General features: G+C 37.7%; 14 protein-coding genes and 3 pseudogenes. 13 read left to right on the forward strand and 4 right to left on the reverse strand.

The genetic code is table 11. The annotated features are described in order from the left end of the window. Positions 1-58: 58 nt before the first annotated feature. From HMPREF2764_RS07060 to HMPREF2764_RS07080, 5 genes are all read left to right on the forward strand, one after another. A complete protein-coding gene (locus tag HMPREF2764_RS07060; RefSeq protein WP_001211265.1) occupies positions 59-517 on the forward strand; it encodes a CtsR family transcriptional regulator in 459 nt (152 codons plus the stop codon). A gap of 1 nt (position 518) precedes the next feature. Further along, positions 519-2,951: an ATP-dependent Clp protease ATP-binding subunit gene (locus tag HMPREF2764_RS07065; protein WP_070528356.1), complete on the forward strand. Its 2,433-nt coding sequence runs from the start codon at positions 519-521 to the stop codon at positions 2,949-2,951. A 147-nt stretch (positions 2,952-3,098) separates the two neighbouring features. Then, positions 3,099-4,157 (forward strand): AAA family ATPase, encoded by a 1,059-nt coding sequence (locus tag HMPREF2764_RS07070; RefSeq protein WP_000730574.1) that lies wholly within the window; start codon positions 3,099-3,101, stop codon positions 4,155-4,157. 9 nt (positions 4,158-4,166) lie between these two features. Continuing rightward, positions 4,167-4,946, forward strand: coding sequence for a nicotinamide riboside transporter PnuC (gene pnuC / locus HMPREF2764_RS07075; RefSeq protein ID WP_000736875.1), 780 nt, complete (start codon positions 4,167-4,169; stop codon positions 4,944-4,946). 1 nt (position 4,947) lies between these two features. Next, positions 4,948-5,721 carry an NUDIX domain-containing protein gene (locus HMPREF2764_RS07080; protein ID WP_049501966.1) on the forward strand — a complete coding sequence of 258 codons (774 nt, stop codon included), beginning with the start codon at positions 4,948-4,950 and terminating at the stop codon, positions 5,719-5,721. 73 nt (positions 5,722-5,794) lie between these two features. Here the strand turns inward: HMPREF2764_RS07080 and HMPREF2764_RS07085 are convergent, their stop codons facing one another. Further along, positions 5,795-6,025 carry a hypothetical protein gene (locus HMPREF2764_RS07085; RefSeq protein WP_004261990.1) on the reverse strand — a complete coding sequence of 77 codons (231 nt, stop codon included), beginning with the start codon at positions 6,023-6,025 and terminating at the stop codon, positions 5,795-5,797. A gap of 278 nt (positions 6,026-6,303) precedes the next feature. Between HMPREF2764_RS07085 and HMPREF2764_RS07090 the strand changes: the two genes are divergently transcribed. Beyond that, a complete protein-coding gene (locus HMPREF2764_RS07090) occupies positions 6,304-6,987 on the forward strand; it encodes a hypothetical protein (RefSeq protein ID WP_000730894.1) in 684 nt (227 codons plus the stop codon). Positions 6,988-7,057: 70 nt separating this feature from the next. Here HMPREF2764_RS07090 and HMPREF2764_RS07095 read toward each other — a convergent pair. Then, positions 7,058-7,285 (reverse strand): annotated as a pseudogene (locus HMPREF2764_RS07095) (tRNA dihydrouridine synthase DusB); the annotation flags it as partial. Between the two features lie 129 nt (positions 7,286-7,414). Between HMPREF2764_RS07095 and HMPREF2764_RS07100 the strand changes: the two are divergent. The 7 genes and pseudogenes from HMPREF2764_RS07100 to HMPREF2764_RS07125 all read left to right on the forward strand — a co-directional run bounded on the left by HMPREF2764_RS07100 (position 7,415) and on the right by HMPREF2764_RS07125 (position 14,476). Further along, complete coding sequence (locus HMPREF2764_RS07100; protein WP_070528360.1) at positions 7,415-9,175, forward strand: sensor histidine kinase; 1,761 nt, start codon at positions 7,415-7,417, stop codon at positions 9,173-9,175. Beyond that, complete coding sequence (locus HMPREF2764_RS07105) at positions 9,153-9,758, forward strand: response regulator transcription factor (RefSeq protein ID WP_033689555.1); 606 nt, start codon at positions 9,153-9,155, stop codon at positions 9,756-9,758. Before HMPREF2764_RS07100 ends, HMPREF2764_RS07105 begins: the two co-directional genes overlap by 23 nt. 98 nt (positions 9,759-9,856) lie before the next feature. Continuing rightward, the gene (locus tag HMPREF2764_RS09765; RefSeq protein WP_083306615.1) at positions 9,857-10,300 is read left to right on the forward strand and encodes an AvrD family protein; all 444 of its coding nucleotides are present in this window, start codon (positions 9,857-9,859) and stop codon (positions 10,298-10,300) included. 36 nt (positions 10,301-10,336) lie between these two features. After that, positions 10,337-10,750, forward strand: a pseudogene (locus tag HMPREF2764_RS10045) (AvrD family protein); the annotation flags it as partial. Continuing rightward, positions 10,750-11,526: an AAA family ATPase gene (locus HMPREF2764_RS07115; RefSeq protein ID WP_049501960.1), complete on the forward strand. Its 777-nt coding sequence runs from the start codon at positions 10,750-10,752 to the stop codon at positions 11,524-11,526. The pseudogene HMPREF2764_RS10045 and the gene HMPREF2764_RS07115, both read left to right, overlap by 1 nt. 8 nt (positions 11,527-11,534) lie before the next feature. Further along, the gene (locus HMPREF2764_RS07120; protein ID WP_000614114.1) at positions 11,535-12,212 is read left to right on the forward strand and encodes an ABC transporter ATP-binding protein; all 678 of its coding nucleotides are present in this window, start codon (positions 11,535-11,537) and stop codon (positions 12,210-12,212) included. Further along, on the forward strand, positions 12,209-14,476 hold the full coding sequence (locus HMPREF2764_RS07125; protein WP_049546893.1) for an ABC transporter permease: 2,268 nt from the start codon (positions 12,209-12,211) through the stop codon (positions 14,474-14,476). The genes HMPREF2764_RS07120 and HMPREF2764_RS07125 overlap by 4 nt, the downstream gene beginning before the upstream one ends. 106 nt (positions 14,477-14,582) lie before the next feature. On the opposite strand, the gene HMPREF2764_RS07130 is transcribed toward HMPREF2764_RS07125, so the two are convergent. Both HMPREF2764_RS07130 and HMPREF2764_RS09775 read right to left on the reverse strand, forming a co-directional pair. Beyond that, on the reverse strand, positions 14,583-15,134 hold the full coding sequence (locus HMPREF2764_RS07130) for a cysteine hydrolase family protein (RefSeq protein ID WP_049546892.1): 552 nt from the start codon (positions 15,132-15,134) through the stop codon (positions 14,583-14,585). A 1-nt stretch (position 15,135) separates the two neighbouring features. Then, positions 15,136-15,250 (reverse strand): annotated as a pseudogene (locus HMPREF2764_RS09775) (dihydrouridine synthase); the annotation flags it as partial.

Raw genomic sequence — 15,250 nt, forward strand, 5'->3', positions numbered from 1 at the left:
AAAATTTCGGTATAATAGTCAAAGATAGTCAAGGTTTAAAGAGAGAGGTGGGTTTGTAATGAGATTTAAAAATACATCGGATCATATTGAGGCCTACATCAAGGCGATTTTAGATCAATCTGGAATTGTGGAGTTGCAACGGAGTCAGTTGGCAGATACTTTTCAGGTTGTTCCTAGTCAGATTAACTATGTGATCAAGACACGCTTTACGGAAAGTAGAGGTTACTTGGTTGAAAGTAAGCGTGGTGGCGGAGGCTACATTCGCATAGGACGGATTGAGTTTTCTAGTCATCATGAAATGCTCCGCGATTTGCTTTACTCGATTGGTGAGCGGGTCAGTCAAGAAATTTATGAGGATATTCTGCAGCTTTTGGTTGAGCAGGAATTGATGACCAAGCAGGAGATGAATTTGCTGGTGGCAGTAGCTTTAGATCGCGTTCTAGGAGAAGAAGCTCCAGTTGTTCGTGCAAACATGCTACGACAGGTCATACAAGAGGTAGATAGAAAAGGGAAGTAAGATGAACTATTCAAAAGCATTGAATGAATGTATCGAAAGTGCCTACATGGTGGCTGGCCATTTTGGAGCTCGTTACCTAGAGTCTTGGCACTTGTTGATTGCCATGTCTAATCACAGTTATAGTGTGGCAGGGGCGACTTTAAATGATTATCCATATGAGATGGACCGTTTAGAAGAGGTCGCTTTGGAACTGACTGAAACGGACTATAGCCAGGATGAAACCTTTACGGAATTGCCGTTTTCTCATCGTTTGCAGGTCCTTTTTGACGAAGCAGAGTATGTAGCGTCAGTGGTCCATGCTAAGGTGCTAGGGACAGAGCATGTCCTCTATGCGATTTTGCATGATGGCAATGCCTTGGCGACTCGTATCTTGGAGAGAGCTGGTTTTTCTTATGAAGACAAGAAAGATCAGGTCAAGATTGCTGCCCTACGTCGAAATCTAGAAGAACGAGCAGGTTGGACTCGTGAAGATCTCAAGGCTTTACGCCAACGCCATCGTACAGTAGCTGATAAGCAAAATTCTATGGCTAATATGATGGGCATGCCCCAGACTCCAAGCGGTGGTCTCGAGGACTATACGCATGATTTGACAGAGCAAGCGCGTTCTGGCAAGTTAGAGCCAGTTATCGGTCGGGACAAGGAAATCTCGCGTATGATTCAAATTTTGAGTCGGAAGACTAAGAATAATCCTGTCTTGGTTGGGGATGCTGGTGTCGGAAAAACAGCTCTGGCGCTTGGACTTGCCCAGCGTATTGCTAGTGGGGACGTGCCTGCGGAAATGGCTAAGATGCGCGTGTTAGAGCTTGATTTGATGAATGTCGTGGCAGGGACACGTTTCCGTGGTGACTTTGAAGAGCGCATGAATAATATCATTAAGGATATTGAAGAAGATGGCCAAGTCATCCTCTTTATAGATGAACTTCACACTATCATGGGTTCTGGGAGCGGGATTGATTCGACTCTGGATGCGGCCAATATCTTGAAGCCAGCCTTGGCGCGTGGCACCTTGAGAACAGTTGGTGCGACCACTCAGGAAGAATATCAAAAACACATCGAAAAAGATGCGGCCCTTTCTCGTCGTTTCGCCAAAGTGACGATTGAAGAGCCAAGTGTGGCCGACAGTATGGCCATTTTGCAAGGCTTGAAGGCGACTTATGAGAAACATCACCGTGTGCAAATCACAGATGAAGCGGTCGAAACAGCTGTCAAGATGGCGCATCGTTACTTGACTAGTCGTCACTTGCCAGACTCTGCTATCGACCTCTTAGATGAAGCAGCAGCAACAGTGCAAAATAAGGTTAAGCATGTAAAAGCAGACGATTCAGGTTTGAGTCCAGCTGACAAGGCCTTGATGGATGGTAAGTGGAAACAGGCAGCTCAGTTAATCGCAAAAGAAGAGGAAGTGCCTGTCTATAAAGACTTGGTGACAGAGTCTGATATTTTGACCACCTTGAGTCGCTTATCAGGTATTCCAGTCCAAAAACTGACTCAGACTGATGCTAAGAAATACCTAAACTTGGAAGCTGAACTGCACAAACGTGTCATCGGTCAAGATCAAGCTGTTTCAAGTATTAGCCGTGCCATTCGCCGCAACCAGTCAGGGATTCGCAGTCATAAGCGTCCGATTGGTTCCTTTATGTTCCTAGGGCCTACAGGTGTCGGTAAGACCGAATTGGCCAAGGCTCTGGCAGAAGTTCTTTTTGATGACGAATCAGCCCTTATCCGCTTTGACATGAGTGAGTATATGGAGAAATTCGCAGCCAGTCGTCTCAACGGAGCTCCTCCGGGCTATGTGGGTTATGAAGAAGGTGGGGAGTTGACCGAGAAGGTTCGCAACAAACCATACTCTGTTCTCCTCTTTGATGAGGTAGAAAAAGCCCACCCAGACATCTTTAATGTCCTCTTGCAAGTCTTGGATGATGGTGTCTTGACCGATAGCAAGGGTCGCAAGGTTGATTTTTCAAATACCATTATTATCATGACTTCAAACCTTGGTGCGACAGCCCTTCGTGATGACAAGACTGTTGGTTTTGGGGCCAAGGACATTCGTTTTGACCAGGAGAATATGGAGAAACGCATGTTTGAAGAGCTGAAAAAAGCTTATAGGCCGGAGTTTATCAACCGTATTGATGAAAAGGTGGTCTTCCATAGCTTATCTAGCGACCATATGCAGGAAGTGGTGAAGATTATGGTCAAACCTTTAGTGGCAAGTTTGGCTGAAAAAGGCATTGACTTGAAATTACAAGCTTCCGCACTGAAATTGTTGGCAAATCAAGGATATGACCCAGAGATGGGAGCTCGTCCACTTCGCAGAACCCTACAAACAGAAGTGGAAGACAAGTTGGCAGAACTTCTTCTCAAGGGAGAATTAGAGGCAGGCAGCACACTTAAGATTGGTGTTAAAGCAGGCCAGTTAAAATTTGATATTGTATAAAAATGGAGAATCAGGAGTAATCTTGATTCTCTTTTTTGCTACTTTTTTATAAAAAATAATAAAAAACTATTGACAAAACAAAAATATAGTTTATAATAAAAACATAGATAATAAAAATATCAAAAACCATAAAAAGGTAATGCGTTTATGAAAAAGAAAACAGCAGTGGTATTTGGAACCTTTGCTCCACTTCATCAAGGACATATCGATTTGATTCAGCGTGCGAAGCGACAGTGTGACCAGGTCTGGGTTGTCGTTTCAGGCTATGAGGGAGACCGAGGAGAGCAGGTAGGCTTAACGCTTCAAAAAAGATTCCGCTATATCCGAGAGGCCTTTCGTGGTGACGAGTTGACCTTGGTTTGTAAGTTAGATGAAACCAATCTTCCTCGCTACCCTATGGGCTGGCAGGAGTGGTTGGACCAAATGTTAGCGGAGATTTCCTATGATGAAACCCAGCAAGAACTAATTTTCTTTGTGGGAGAAGCAGACTACCAGCAAGAATTATCAAATCGTGGTTTTGAGACCGTTTTGCAAGAAAGAAAGTTTGGAATCTCAGCGACTATGATTCGAGAAAATCCAAGCAAATATTGGAAAAACATCGCTCAGCCCTTCCGTCGTCAGTTTACAAAGAAAGTATTGATTATGGGGAGTGCCAGCAATGGGAAGACCACTCTGGCCAAGGATTTGGCAAGGTATTACGATGCACCCGTCAGTTTGGAATACGCACGTGAGTACCAGATTAAAAACAATGTCCGCGACGATGAATTGACTCCAAAAGATTACTATTATCTCCTGTTGGGGCAGTATGACCAGACCTCTAAGTTAATTGACAGTAATGCCAATAGGGGATTGGTGATAGCTGACACCAACTCCTTAGTAACTAAGGGCTACTATGATTATTACATGGAGACCGAGGACCAAGGGGACTTATCAGGAGAAACCTTTGATAATCTCTTTGTTTCGATCTTGGCTAAGGAAAAATGGGACTTGATTCTCTTTGTGCAACCGGTCGGCTCCTATGTCAATGACGGATTTAGAGATATGACTATGGCAGAAGACCATATTCGTCATAGTTTTTCCCAGCATTTGGACCATATGAGAGAGCGATATTTAACCACCATTCCACTAGTTTATCTAGCTGAGGATTACCTAGGCAATTATGAAGCAGCCAAAGTGGCTATTGATGCCATTTACCAAGCAGATTAGGAGAAAATTATGAAAAAACTAACTGAAAAAATCACACAATTTATCGAAAACTTTAAAAATGTTCATGCAGAAGCTCGTAAGATCGGTTTTGCAGGAATCATGCGCCTGCTCTGGAAGGATCTCTTTATGGGACGTAGTCTCTTCCAGTGGTTGTATCTCACCGTCCTGTCAAGTGTTCCCTTGATTTTAGAATTCACGCAAAATACAGAAAGTCATGACTGGATGAGCTTGTTTGCATCTTGGACTGGGATTGTCTGTGTTATCTTGGTAGCAGAAGGACGTGCAAGCAATTATCTCTTTGGGGCCATTAACTCTGCTATCTATTTGGTTTTGGCTATGAATGCGACTTTTTATGGTGAAGTTTTGACGACTGTTTACTTCTTTGTCATGCAGCCGATTGGTCTCTATGCTTGGCTGTCCAACCGTATCAATGACCAAGGAAAAGTAGAAGAATCTCACTTTGAATCTAAGAAATTATCTGTTTTTGACTGGCTCAAGTACTTAGCCTTGACTGCTATCATCTGGATTGGTATGGGCTTAGCTTACCAAAGTATCCATAGTGCTCGCCCTTTCCGTGATAGTGTTACCGATGCGACCAATGGTGTCGGCCAGCTCTTGATGACACGTCTCTATCGTGAGCAATGGATTTTCTGGATTGCAACCAATCTCTTTAGTATCTACCTCTGGTGGGGTGAAAATATCCATATTCAAGGGATGTACTGGGTTTACACACTCAATAGTCTAGTAGGTTGGTACCAATGGACCAAGGCAGTTCGTAAGGAGGCATAAAATGACGGACACGATGATTCCAGCAGGGATGACGGAAAAAGAATATTTTGAAATTCATGCCAGTCAGGAGGAGTTTTTGGATTGGTACTACAAGCAGGAACTTCCTCAATACGAAAAACCAAGTGTGACGGTGGATATGGTAGCCTACTGCTTTGTCGAAGGAAAGATCAAGCTCTTATTAATTCGTCGCAAGGCTCACCCTTATCAAAATTGTTTGGCTCTGGTTGGAGGATTTATGGACAAGGGCGAAGATGCTGCACATGCTTGTCAGCGCGAGGTGAAAGAAGAGGTCAACCTCGAACTCCCTTTAGAAAAAATCGAGCAATTGATGACTGTATCGACCCCCGGCCGTGACCCACGGGGCTGGACAGTGACCATTGCCCACTTGGTTTATCTGCCTAGTTGTGCATTAGAACTTGTTCAAGCAGGAGACGATGCCAAGGATGTGGTTTTTGTAGATGTCGATTTTCAGACAGGCAAGTGCTTCTTAAAGGGAGTAGAGTTGGAGGAGCAAGCCTTCGCTTTTGACCATTATGCTATTATCCAAGAATCCATCAAACGAATCCAAGGCCGTCTCGACTGGAATCCGACCTTCCTTTATCTGCTGGAGGAGGAGTTCACTGTCTACGAAGGGACTGAACTGGTCAATCTTATCAATCCCGGTCGTCCAATCGTCAGCAATAACTTTCTCGTAAAATACGGAGAATATGTAGAAGAAGTCGGACTCAAACGAGTACCTAAAAAGAAACCAAGAAAAACCTATCGATTGAAATAAAAAGCGAGGCCGGGAAAAAGTTCCCGACCTCTTTATTTGCCTTTATTAGTTTGATTTGCTATTGCGACTGTTTTTAGGGATGGCTATCTTTCTTAGAATTGCTCAACATGTGAGTAAAGAAGGCTTTGTATCGATACTTGAGATAGTTCTCATGTAAAAATAACAAGGCGATATAGACAATCAAAAAGATTGTAGTCAGATAGAAGACATCAAATGCAGTTCGCGCATAGTAAGCGGCTGATTGATAAGAGCCAATAGCTCCCAAAATTAACCAAGGCAGATACTTGTAATACTTATTTAGCATAAGAGTGCACCTCCTATATTATATTTCAATATTATTATATTCCTTCGTTTAACGTAATGCAAGCGATTACACAAAAACAAATTTAAATTTTTAACAGGAAAATCTCCTGTTTTTCTGTTTTATTACGAATAGAAGAGTAGGAGGAGTAAATGTATCTAAAGTATTTAAGATTTTTAAAATAGTTTAGATAAATTGTTGACATATTTAAATCACAATGTTACAATTATATTACAAAAACATTTCTTTATATTTCTAAAATATTACAAAGGAGTAGAAAAATGAAAAAGAAAACCTATATCAAATTGATGGCAGCAACTGTATTGGCTTCTACCTTGCTATTAGGAGCTTGTGGAAATAAAAAGGAAACAACTCAAGCAAGCAGTTCTGCTAAGACAAGCCAGTCATCAAGTTCTAAAGCAACTTCTTCTAACAAAGAAAGCAAGACTCAGAAGTCCTCAAGTTCAGCTTCATCTGAAAAGACTAAGGCGTCTACTGATCAATCTTCAGCAACTGCAACGCCATCACAAGCGGCTCCTGCACCAGAGCAAAGACAAGGTCAAGAAGTGGCTAGTCAACAAACTCCTGCTCAGACTCCTTCAACTCAACAAGCTCCTCAAGCCCAATCTAACCAATCAAGCTATGATCCTACAACTGACCGCAAACTTCAAGACAAACAAGCAGAGCAAAATAAACGCTACAAGGGTGTTTTAACCATGGTAGATGGTGATTTCTCAGCTGCAGCGGGAAATTGGAAGGGAGCAAATGGCGAAACCATCACAGTTTCATCAGGTGGTCAATTTACAGTAGAATCTTCTGATGGAAAGAAAGAAAATTACTCTATCAAAGGCTATTCTTATACTCTTGATGATGGTAAGTATAATGCCAAAATTGGTGGAGGAAAAGTCATCCAAATTACAACAGGAGCGGATGGTAAGGTTTCCAGTGTTGCTTTGAGTCAATAATAGCGCTCAGTATTTGAATTTTTACAATCAAAAACCCGTCAACTTTAAGAGAGTTACGGGTTTTAATCTATTAAGCCTTATGCAACTGCAAGAGAGCTTCAATCTCTGCCAGGGTGCTAGCTTGTGAAATAGCTCCACGGAGTTTAGCAATGCCAGATGTTCCACGGAGGTAGTGAGGAGCGAGGCCACGGAATTCACGAACTGCTACGTTTTCCTCTTTGAGGTTAATCAAGCGTTTCAAGTGTTTGTAGGCAATTTTTATCTTGTCTTCAAAAGTCAAATCGGGGAGGATTTCACCTACCAGAAGATTGTATCAGTTATATCTCGAAAGAAAAAAGAATAAATTTAACTATAAAACCTGTCTTATTGAATGAAAAAATGGTAGAATAAACATCAATATCAAGTGAAATGTGGAGTGTTACAAACAATGAAGTCAAAAATGTTTCGATTTTCTTTGGTTTTGTTATTTATTTTCTTTCTTTATTTTTCGTTTTCAATTTTTAACCGAACGTACAGTGGAATCACCGTAGATAAACATGATAATGAGTGGATAGTTAGACAAGTCCATAATCTGGGAAGCTTTGCAAATCATCAAGAGATAATAGGAGCATCGATTATACAAATAGACGGTCAGAGTCCAGATAGTAATTTCTCATTATCTCGATTTTTAATTGTTGAACCGCTTCATTCTGTGACAGTGTTAGATAGAGGCATTTCAAAGACTTTAATAATAGAATCTGGGAAATCAAGCCAAATTATCTTTCTTGTTTTATCAATCATTGCTTTTCTGATTCTACTGTTATTTCGATTATACATAAAAGGCAGAAGTAGAGGAAAAACTGGGAAACGATATTTTTATTTTATTATTTATACTAGTCTGATGTTATTATCGATTATTCCATCAAGTATAGGAGATGTATTTGGTCGTAGTCTATTAATTTCATACTTGACTTTATTTCCATTATTCATGGATATCTTCATTAGAGTGTTAGTCTTAAAGATAAAAGGTTCAACCATTTCTAACTTTTCTCGTATTATACTGGGCTATTCACTCATAACTCAACTTTTGTATGTTTATAATCTTATACAGCCCATTGATTTTTTAACCATCTTTTTTTCTAGGGGAGTATTTTATTTAGTATTTTTCTTTTTAGTTATCCTACTGTTAAAGATGCTTATAAATTACTATCAGAGAAGAGAAATGCTGCCAATTCATACCTTATTTTTAGCAGTTCTGGCCTTATTTCCTCTATTTTTTGGATATATTTTTCCGATTGGTAAGGAAGTTTCGTTTATTTATAGTATTCCTCTATTGTTGCTTATTTTGTTCTCTATTGTGAATAACTTGATACTAGAGCGAATGATATATGTTGCTTGGAAGTGGAATCCATTCATATATAACTTGATATTTTCCGTTTTTTTTACTAGTCTAATTATTCTTTTTAGTCTGTTATTAAGAGAATTTTCTCCAATTTTTTTCGTTCTTTACACTTTTCTTTTTTCGCTAGCTTTGTTACCTGAAATAAGGAAAATGATGTTGATTAGCCATAAAATGGAGGGAATCTTTAGTAGTTTTCATACTTTTGTAGCTACTGAATTAGAGAGGGAAGAAATTGCAACGTTTATACATGATACTACAATTCAGAAGGTTATTTATTATAAAAAGCAGTTAGAAATTAGTGAACACATTAATAGGGGAGCTTTATTAGAGATGTTGGATGATATTGTTTTTGAATTAAGAGATTTATGTTCCAATATCTATCCTTTAATGGTGCATGAATTAGGGTTGAAAGAATCTATTACTAGCATATTAAACCAATTCATGAAGATGGAAACTGTTTCGATTATGACAACTTTTTCAATAGATGAAGAAAAAGTTAACGATAAAGTGGGCACGTTTGTATTAAGGACAGTTAAAGAACTAGTAAATAATAGTATTCTTCATGGGAATGCTAGAGAAATTACTGTAGATTTATCTACAAAAGAAAAGATTTTATCAATTGAAGTTATAGATGATGGTATTTTTAAGGGAAACTATCAGTCTAATGAACATCATTTTGGTTTAAATAGAATTGTAGAGAAGGTTCATTTATTGGGGGGAGATGTTCAGATAAATATAGAACCTACAAGTGTGAAGATACGGATACCTATAGAAGGGAAGAAAAATGATTCGTTTGGTTTTGATTGATGATCACAGTTTAGTATTACAAGGATTGGAGAACTATTTTTTAAAGGAAGATGATTTTAAAATTGTTGGTTCCTATACAGAAGTAGCAGATTTACTTCTATGTCTTAAGCATGAAAAGGTAGATGTACTAGTCATGGATTTTATGTTGAAAGGAGTAACGGCATTTGATGTTATTAGTCAAATAAATAGATTTCTGAATACAGTTCCCAAGATAGTTCTTTTATCAGGATTTTATGACACTTTGCTACATAAGAGAGCGATGGATTTTGGGATTCAAGCTTTTTTACCCAAAGAAAGTTCTTATTTGGATGTTAAAAGTGCAATTTATGCTGTTTATAAGGGAAATCACGTTATTCCAGATGGTTTGTTAGAAAAGCAAGAAAATAATCTATTGACAGATACGGAGTTAAGTGTATTGGAACTGATTGTAAAAGAATATTCTAATGAAAAGATAGCAAATAGTTTATTTGTCAGCAGGAGAACAGTGGATACCCATGTTTCAAATATTTGTTCAAAGTTGGGAGTGACGAGTAGAGTTGGAGCTGTACGTGAGGCTATTCGATTAAATCTAGTATCTTTATAATTTTATACTAAAAAGGCAAGAAGGTTTTCGTAAATTACGGATTCTTTCTTGTCTTTTTTTGTTTAAGATAGAGTCAGTTTAAAAGATTGGAGAAGTATATGCTAACAGTAGATTATTTACTTGGAGACAATAAAAATCGTTATTTTGGCAGAGGGCATAAGAAGACGACTTATGAAGTTAAGTTGAAAAATATTTTAGAAGGAGTTGGGTCTCTTCATCAAGAAGGTTTGTGGTCTAGTAAACAATCTGAAATCATACAGCAACACCTGAGTACATTAGATGGAATAGTATTAGCTCATTTATTTGGAAGTGAAATACTGAAAAGAATGGGAGTGAGATTAAATCAGTATAGGTTAAGCCATTTTGAGATAAAGTCAGGGATAAAAGCTATAGAAGAATTGGTAAATTTAAAATTAGAATTACAAAATTTCAAAATGACGAACCAAGTGATTGAATTTGATTGCTTGGTAATGGATATGAAAGTTTGTTTAGGATATCAATTATTAGAATGTATGGAAAATGTAGCTGCTATAGGAGAATAAGGTAGAGATTTTTTATCAACGCATTTAAGAGATAGACAACATGATATATACGATGTTGAGTTTTCAGATAGTAGTATATCTTGTAAAGCAGAGCAAGTATTAATCAAAGATATTGAATATAGTGGTGTAGGTAGTCTAGAAAAGAATTATTATAGTTTGTTAGAGCTTCTGATTATTTTTTCTCAAATGGCAGAGATGTTAGCCTACCATATAGAAGAGATATCTCGAGAAGAGAGCAATACCATGTGGATGAAGCAAGTGAGTGCAGACTTGAATTCACCAATTTTGAACGGAGTAGTAGAGCTTAGTGGTAGTGTTTCAAAAAATAGATTGTTAAAAATTAGAGAAGAACATTGGAAAGTCTACGAAATGTCAGGATATGATATAGATCATAAGGTAGTCTTTAAAAGTAAAATAGCTCAAAAATTACCTGATGGAGGGGGACAGTGATGGGAAATAGAGAATTAAGGTTAGTCATATCGGGAACTTATTCTACAGGTAAGACAACAACTGCTACAGCTCTTTCGATTGCAACGGGACTTCCCTTAATCGACGCTTTGTCTGCGAGGGAAATTTTGACAGATTTATATCCTGGCAGAAGATTTCAGGATATGTCATCAACTGAATTAATGGCACTAGGGCTAAAGCGTTTTGAGGAGAGAATTCGTACAGAAGGAATTTTATACAAGGAACATGGAAGTTTTCTATCAGATGGTTCAGTATTGAATGAATGGATTTACGGTACTGTTCGAATGAGGGTAGGAATTAATCCAGGATCAGCATTCATTCATCGATTGATGAAATCTATTTTAGGTATTCCGGGTCGACGATTTTTCAAAAAATATTTGACTGCTTATGGGGTTGTCTCTAAGAATCATGCGAAACTGTGGTATACAGATGTTGTTCATTTACCAGTAGAGTTTGCAATGGATCCAGATGGGCATAGACCAGTATCTGAAGAGTATCGAAATTTATCAGATGAGGAATTATATGAAGCTTATAGGAATTTGGGTCTGACACCTTATTGTGTCAAAGGTAGTCAGAAAGAACGGTTAAATCAGATCATTCAACATTATGAGTTGCCAATAGTTGTTTCAGTAGATGAGGCTATTTCCTTAGCTGAAAAGGTTATACGAGAAAACAGGGAAGCAGTATCTAAACGTATCATAGAACAGTATGAAGAGCCTACATTAAAGGAAAAAATAAAATTTATGACAAGATATTAGGAGTATGTATGATTCAGTTTCAAAATATTAGTAAGATTTATAAGGTAGGAGAGCAAGAAGTTCGTGCTTTAGATCAAGTTAGTTTTTCTATTGAGAAAGGGAAATTTACAGTTATTTTAGGTCCATCAGGTTCAGGGAAAAGTACGTTACTAAATTTACTTGGTGGGATGGATCGTGCGACATCAGGAACCTTTATATTTGATGAGGAACTAGTAACAAAGTTTACGGACAAGGAATTATCTGCTTATCGAAAAGATAAAATTGGTTTTGTTTTTCAATTTTATAACTTAGTTCCAAGTTTAACAGCCAAGGAGAATATAGGTATTGCAGCAAATTTAGTGAAAAACAATAAAGAAATTGATATGTATTTAGATCAAGTTGGTTTACTTCATAGAAAAAATAATTTTCCTAATCAACTTTCTGGAGGTGAAATGCAACGTGTATCAATTGCAAGGGCATTGGCTAAAGAACCTAGTCTATTATTGTGTGATGAACCTACAGGAGCGTTAGATTCAAAGACAGGTGATAGTATTTTAACTTTATTGAAGGAAGTTTCTAGAAATGGGAATGCTGCAGTTGTAATGGTTACACATAATAGAGAGTTTGCTAAATTTGCAGATCGAGTTATATATTTGAAAGATGGAAGTATTGAAAAAATAGAGAATAATGAAGAGGTGCTGGGATGAGGTATCTTCATATAAAATTATTAAGAGATCTTCGGCAAAATTGGCAACAATTTTTCTCTGTTTTTCTGATGTCTCTATTAAGTGTATTAATCTTTGTAGGGCTACAAGGAGCTTGGCATGGACTTGAAAAGAGTCTAGAGAGTTATTTGAAACAATCTGAACTTCCTGTTGTTTGGGTTCAAGCGAGACAAATTGATGAATCAAAAATTAAGCAGGTTGAACTATTATCTTCTGTTGAAAAAGTTATCAGTAAAAAGAAAGGATTTGCTAATATTGTTCGTTTAGACAAGACTGACGGACGAATCAATCTTGAAACGATTACAGATAATCAACTGGTTACAGTAACAGAAGGAAGTTCTTTTTCTGAAGGAAAACAAGATTCGATTTGGATTGATGGGAATTATGCGAAGAAGAATCATTTACAGATTGGAGATTCAATTTCTATTTCATCAAGGGGGAAACAGATAGATTTAGAAATTGTAGGATTTGTTCAGGCCACAGATAAGATTTATTTCACAGGTAGCATGGAATATATCGCTCCAAATCCTGACAATGATGCCTATGGTTATATTGCAGATAATGAAATTGCAAAAGGAATTCTGGGTTTATCGTCAGATAATGCCTTAGAAATTTATGGTTCTAAGGTAGATTTGCGAGGAGATTTAGAGTCTATTTTTGGGGGCGATTTAGTTTCTTATCAAGATCAAAAAAGTTTAACTGAAATATCAGAAGCTACCGATCGAGTTGGGCAAATTAGAAACTTATCTTACTTATTTTCTTTTATCTTTATTTTGTTAGCTATTTTGGCTATGTTTACAACCATTCAGCGTTTGATTGATGGCCAAACAAAAGAGATTGCTGTATTAAAGGCTCTAGGCTTTTCAAATCAGGCTATCAGTTTACATTATATTTTATTTGGCTTAGTAGTAAGTTTATTAGGAAGTTTCGCAGGCTTTGCTATTTCTCCCTTGATGTCATGGTTTGTACTAGAAACTCAAAAGTCAATGTTTACACTTCCAAATTGGCAAATATCTTATTCGTCTTCATCAATGGTTGTCGGTATTGTAGTCATTATTATTTGTGTTTTAGCTGCCTATTTAGCTTCTAGAGAGTCAGCTAGAGGCTTACCAGCAATATTTTTAAGAGGTAAAGAAAAAGTTGCTAAATCTGTTTTTGTGGAAAGATTTTCCTCTATCTGGCAACGAATTTCTTATCCTTCTAGATGGGCAATTCGTGATGCCTCGTTTAATCGTATTCGAGTTTTGATGGGAATCGTGGGAGTTGCAGGAAGTATGATGTTACTGATTGCTGGAATTGGTATGCCTGTGTCCATGAATCATCTTGTTGATAAGGCATACAATGAAGATTTTTCTTATTCAAAACGACTGACCGTAGCTGATTATACATCTTCTAAGTCTAGATATGGTGGGCAAGGTGTACAAATTTCACAGGCACATTTTAATCCAGATGATGGCTACAACCGTTTATTGATTATATTTGATGATGGAGATATGATCCAAGCAAAAACAGAGAGTGCTGATTCTTTGAAAGATGATGGTTTGTATGTAACTAGATCATTTGCCCGTTTAGCAGGTATTAAAGTCGGAGATTTTTTAAATGTGACTCCCTATCAAGATGGTCATACTTACAAGTTTGAAGTAAAAGGGATTGTCACAAGTGAAACCAATCAAGGGGCCTATCTTCATGCTAGAGTCTTTGAAAAAGCAGGGGGAGATTTTACTCCACATACTTTATTAGTTGGGCCGGAGGTGGACGAAGATACTATTAAGCAAGACAAAGGTGTTCTATCTGTCATTGAAAAAGGGAGCCAAGAAAAAAATGCCTATGATTTTGTATCTAGTTTGATGAGTGTATTTCTAATGATTATTGGCTTTGCCTTATTACTTGTTATTATTGTTCTCTATAATCTGGGCTCTTTAAACTTTGTAGAGAGAATGAGAGACTATGCTACATTACAAGTATTAGGATTTTCTAATCAATATCTACAGATGGTAACTCTTTTTGAAACTATACTAACTACCTTTATTGGTTGGCTAGTAGGAATTCCTTTAGGAATATGGTTTTTGAAAGAGTATGTAGCAACATTTTCGACGATTCGAATTGAGTATACCGCTTATGTCAGTATGTATGTCCTTGCTTCTGCTACGTTATTGGTTTGGTTTACATCTTTAGGGACTGCTTATTTTATTAGTCTTCGTATGAGAAAGATTGACATGATTAGTGCTCTAAAGGGGGTAGACTAGTATGGTCAGTTCTGAGTGAATCTATAGACATTTATGAATAATTGCTAATCATCAATTCTAATACTCAAAGAAAATCCGTCAGCTCAATAAGAGTTGACGGATTATTTTATACTTGTACTTGGGTTAAAAATTCTTCTGTAGTAAGAATTTGAGCAAACTCATCTTGTAGAGAAAGGAGATTAATCTCATGGATAGTCTCAGGAGGGATGGTCTGACCGTTTTTGTTAGATAGGGTAAAACTGGCAGTGGCATCTGCTAGTAAAGTGACTTCAAAACCAAGATTTGCTGCCATTCGTGTCGTAGTAGATACACAATGAGGCAGAGTCAAACCAACAACGATTAAATGACAAATCTGATTTTTTCGTAAATAGGTTTCAAGATTTGTTCCAATAAAGGCGCTATTAACCGTTTTTTGAAAGACAGGTTCTGAAGTAACTGGTTCAAATCCACTTTTAAACTCCTGATTTTGTTTGTTATGAAATTGGGACTGGGGATTGTCAGATATGTGTTGAACATGTAAGACTGGAAGAGCGTGTTTACGAAAGTATGCCAGTACCCTCAATGCTTGTTGTTCAGCTTGAGGGTTGTTCCGTTCTCCCCAGATAGGTCTATCAAATGCTTTTTGTATATCGATAATCAGTAGAGCAGTATGAACCATGTTAAGCCTTATCTAACTGCAAGAGAGCTTCAATCTCTGCCAGAGTGCTAGCTTGTGAAATAGCTCCACGAAGTTTGGCAGCGCCAGATGTTCCACGGAGGTAGTGAGGAGCGAGG

It is taken from the genome of Streptococcus sp. HMSC073F11, from assembly GCF_001810785.1.
Lineage (GTDB): Bacteria > Bacillota > Bacilli > Lactobacillales > Streptococcaceae > Streptococcus.

What these genes read in the sequence shown, in the direction of transcription:
- HMPREF2764_RS07060 (WP_001211265.1), top strand. Translation starts at nt 59, where the DNA reads ATGAGATTTAAAAATACATCGGATCATATTGAGGCCTACATCAAGGCG.
- HMPREF2764_RS07065 (WP_070528356.1), top strand. Translation starts at nt 519, where the DNA reads ATGAACTATTCAAAAGCATTGAATGAATGTATCGAAAGTGCCTACATG.
- HMPREF2764_RS07070 (WP_000730574.1), top strand. Translation starts at nt 3,099, where the DNA reads ATGAAAAAGAAAACAGCAGTGGTATTTGGAACCTTTGCTCCACTTCAT.
- pnuC (WP_000736875.1), top strand. Translation starts at nt 4,167, where the DNA reads ATGAAAAAACTAACTGAAAAAATCACACAATTTATCGAAAACTTTAAA.
- HMPREF2764_RS07080 (WP_049501966.1), top strand. Translation starts at nt 4,948, where the DNA reads ATGACGGACACGATGATTCCAGCAGGGATGACGGAAAAAGAATATTTT.
- HMPREF2764_RS07085 (WP_004261990.1), bottom strand. Translation starts at nt 6,025, where the DNA reads ATGCTAAATAAGTATTACAAGTATCTGCCTTGGTTAATTTTGGGAGCT.
- HMPREF2764_RS07090 (WP_000730894.1), top strand. Translation starts at nt 6,304, where the DNA reads ATGAAAAAGAAAACCTATATCAAATTGATGGCAGCAACTGTATTGGCT.
- HMPREF2764_RS07100 (WP_070528360.1), top strand. Translation starts at nt 7,415, where the DNA reads ATGAAGTCAAAAATGTTTCGATTTTCTTTGGTTTTGTTATTTATTTTC.
- HMPREF2764_RS07105 (WP_033689555.1), top strand. Translation starts at nt 9,153, where the DNA reads ATGATTCGTTTGGTTTTGATTGATGATCACAGTTTAGTATTACAAGGA.
- HMPREF2764_RS09765 (WP_083306615.1), top strand. Translation starts at nt 9,857, where the DNA reads ATGCTAACAGTAGATTATTTACTTGGAGACAATAAAAATCGTTATTTT.
- HMPREF2764_RS07115 (WP_049501960.1), top strand. Translation starts at nt 10,750, where the DNA reads ATGGGAAATAGAGAATTAAGGTTAGTCATATCGGGAACTTATTCTACA.
- HMPREF2764_RS07120 (WP_000614114.1), top strand. Translation starts at nt 11,535, where the DNA reads ATGATTCAGTTTCAAAATATTAGTAAGATTTATAAGGTAGGAGAGCAA.
- HMPREF2764_RS07125 (WP_049546893.1), top strand. Translation starts at nt 12,209, where the DNA reads ATGAGGTATCTTCATATAAAATTATTAAGAGATCTTCGGCAAAATTGG.
- HMPREF2764_RS07130 (WP_049546892.1), bottom strand. Translation starts at nt 15,134, where the DNA reads ATGGTTCATACTGCTCTACTGATTATCGATATACAAAAAGCATTTGAT.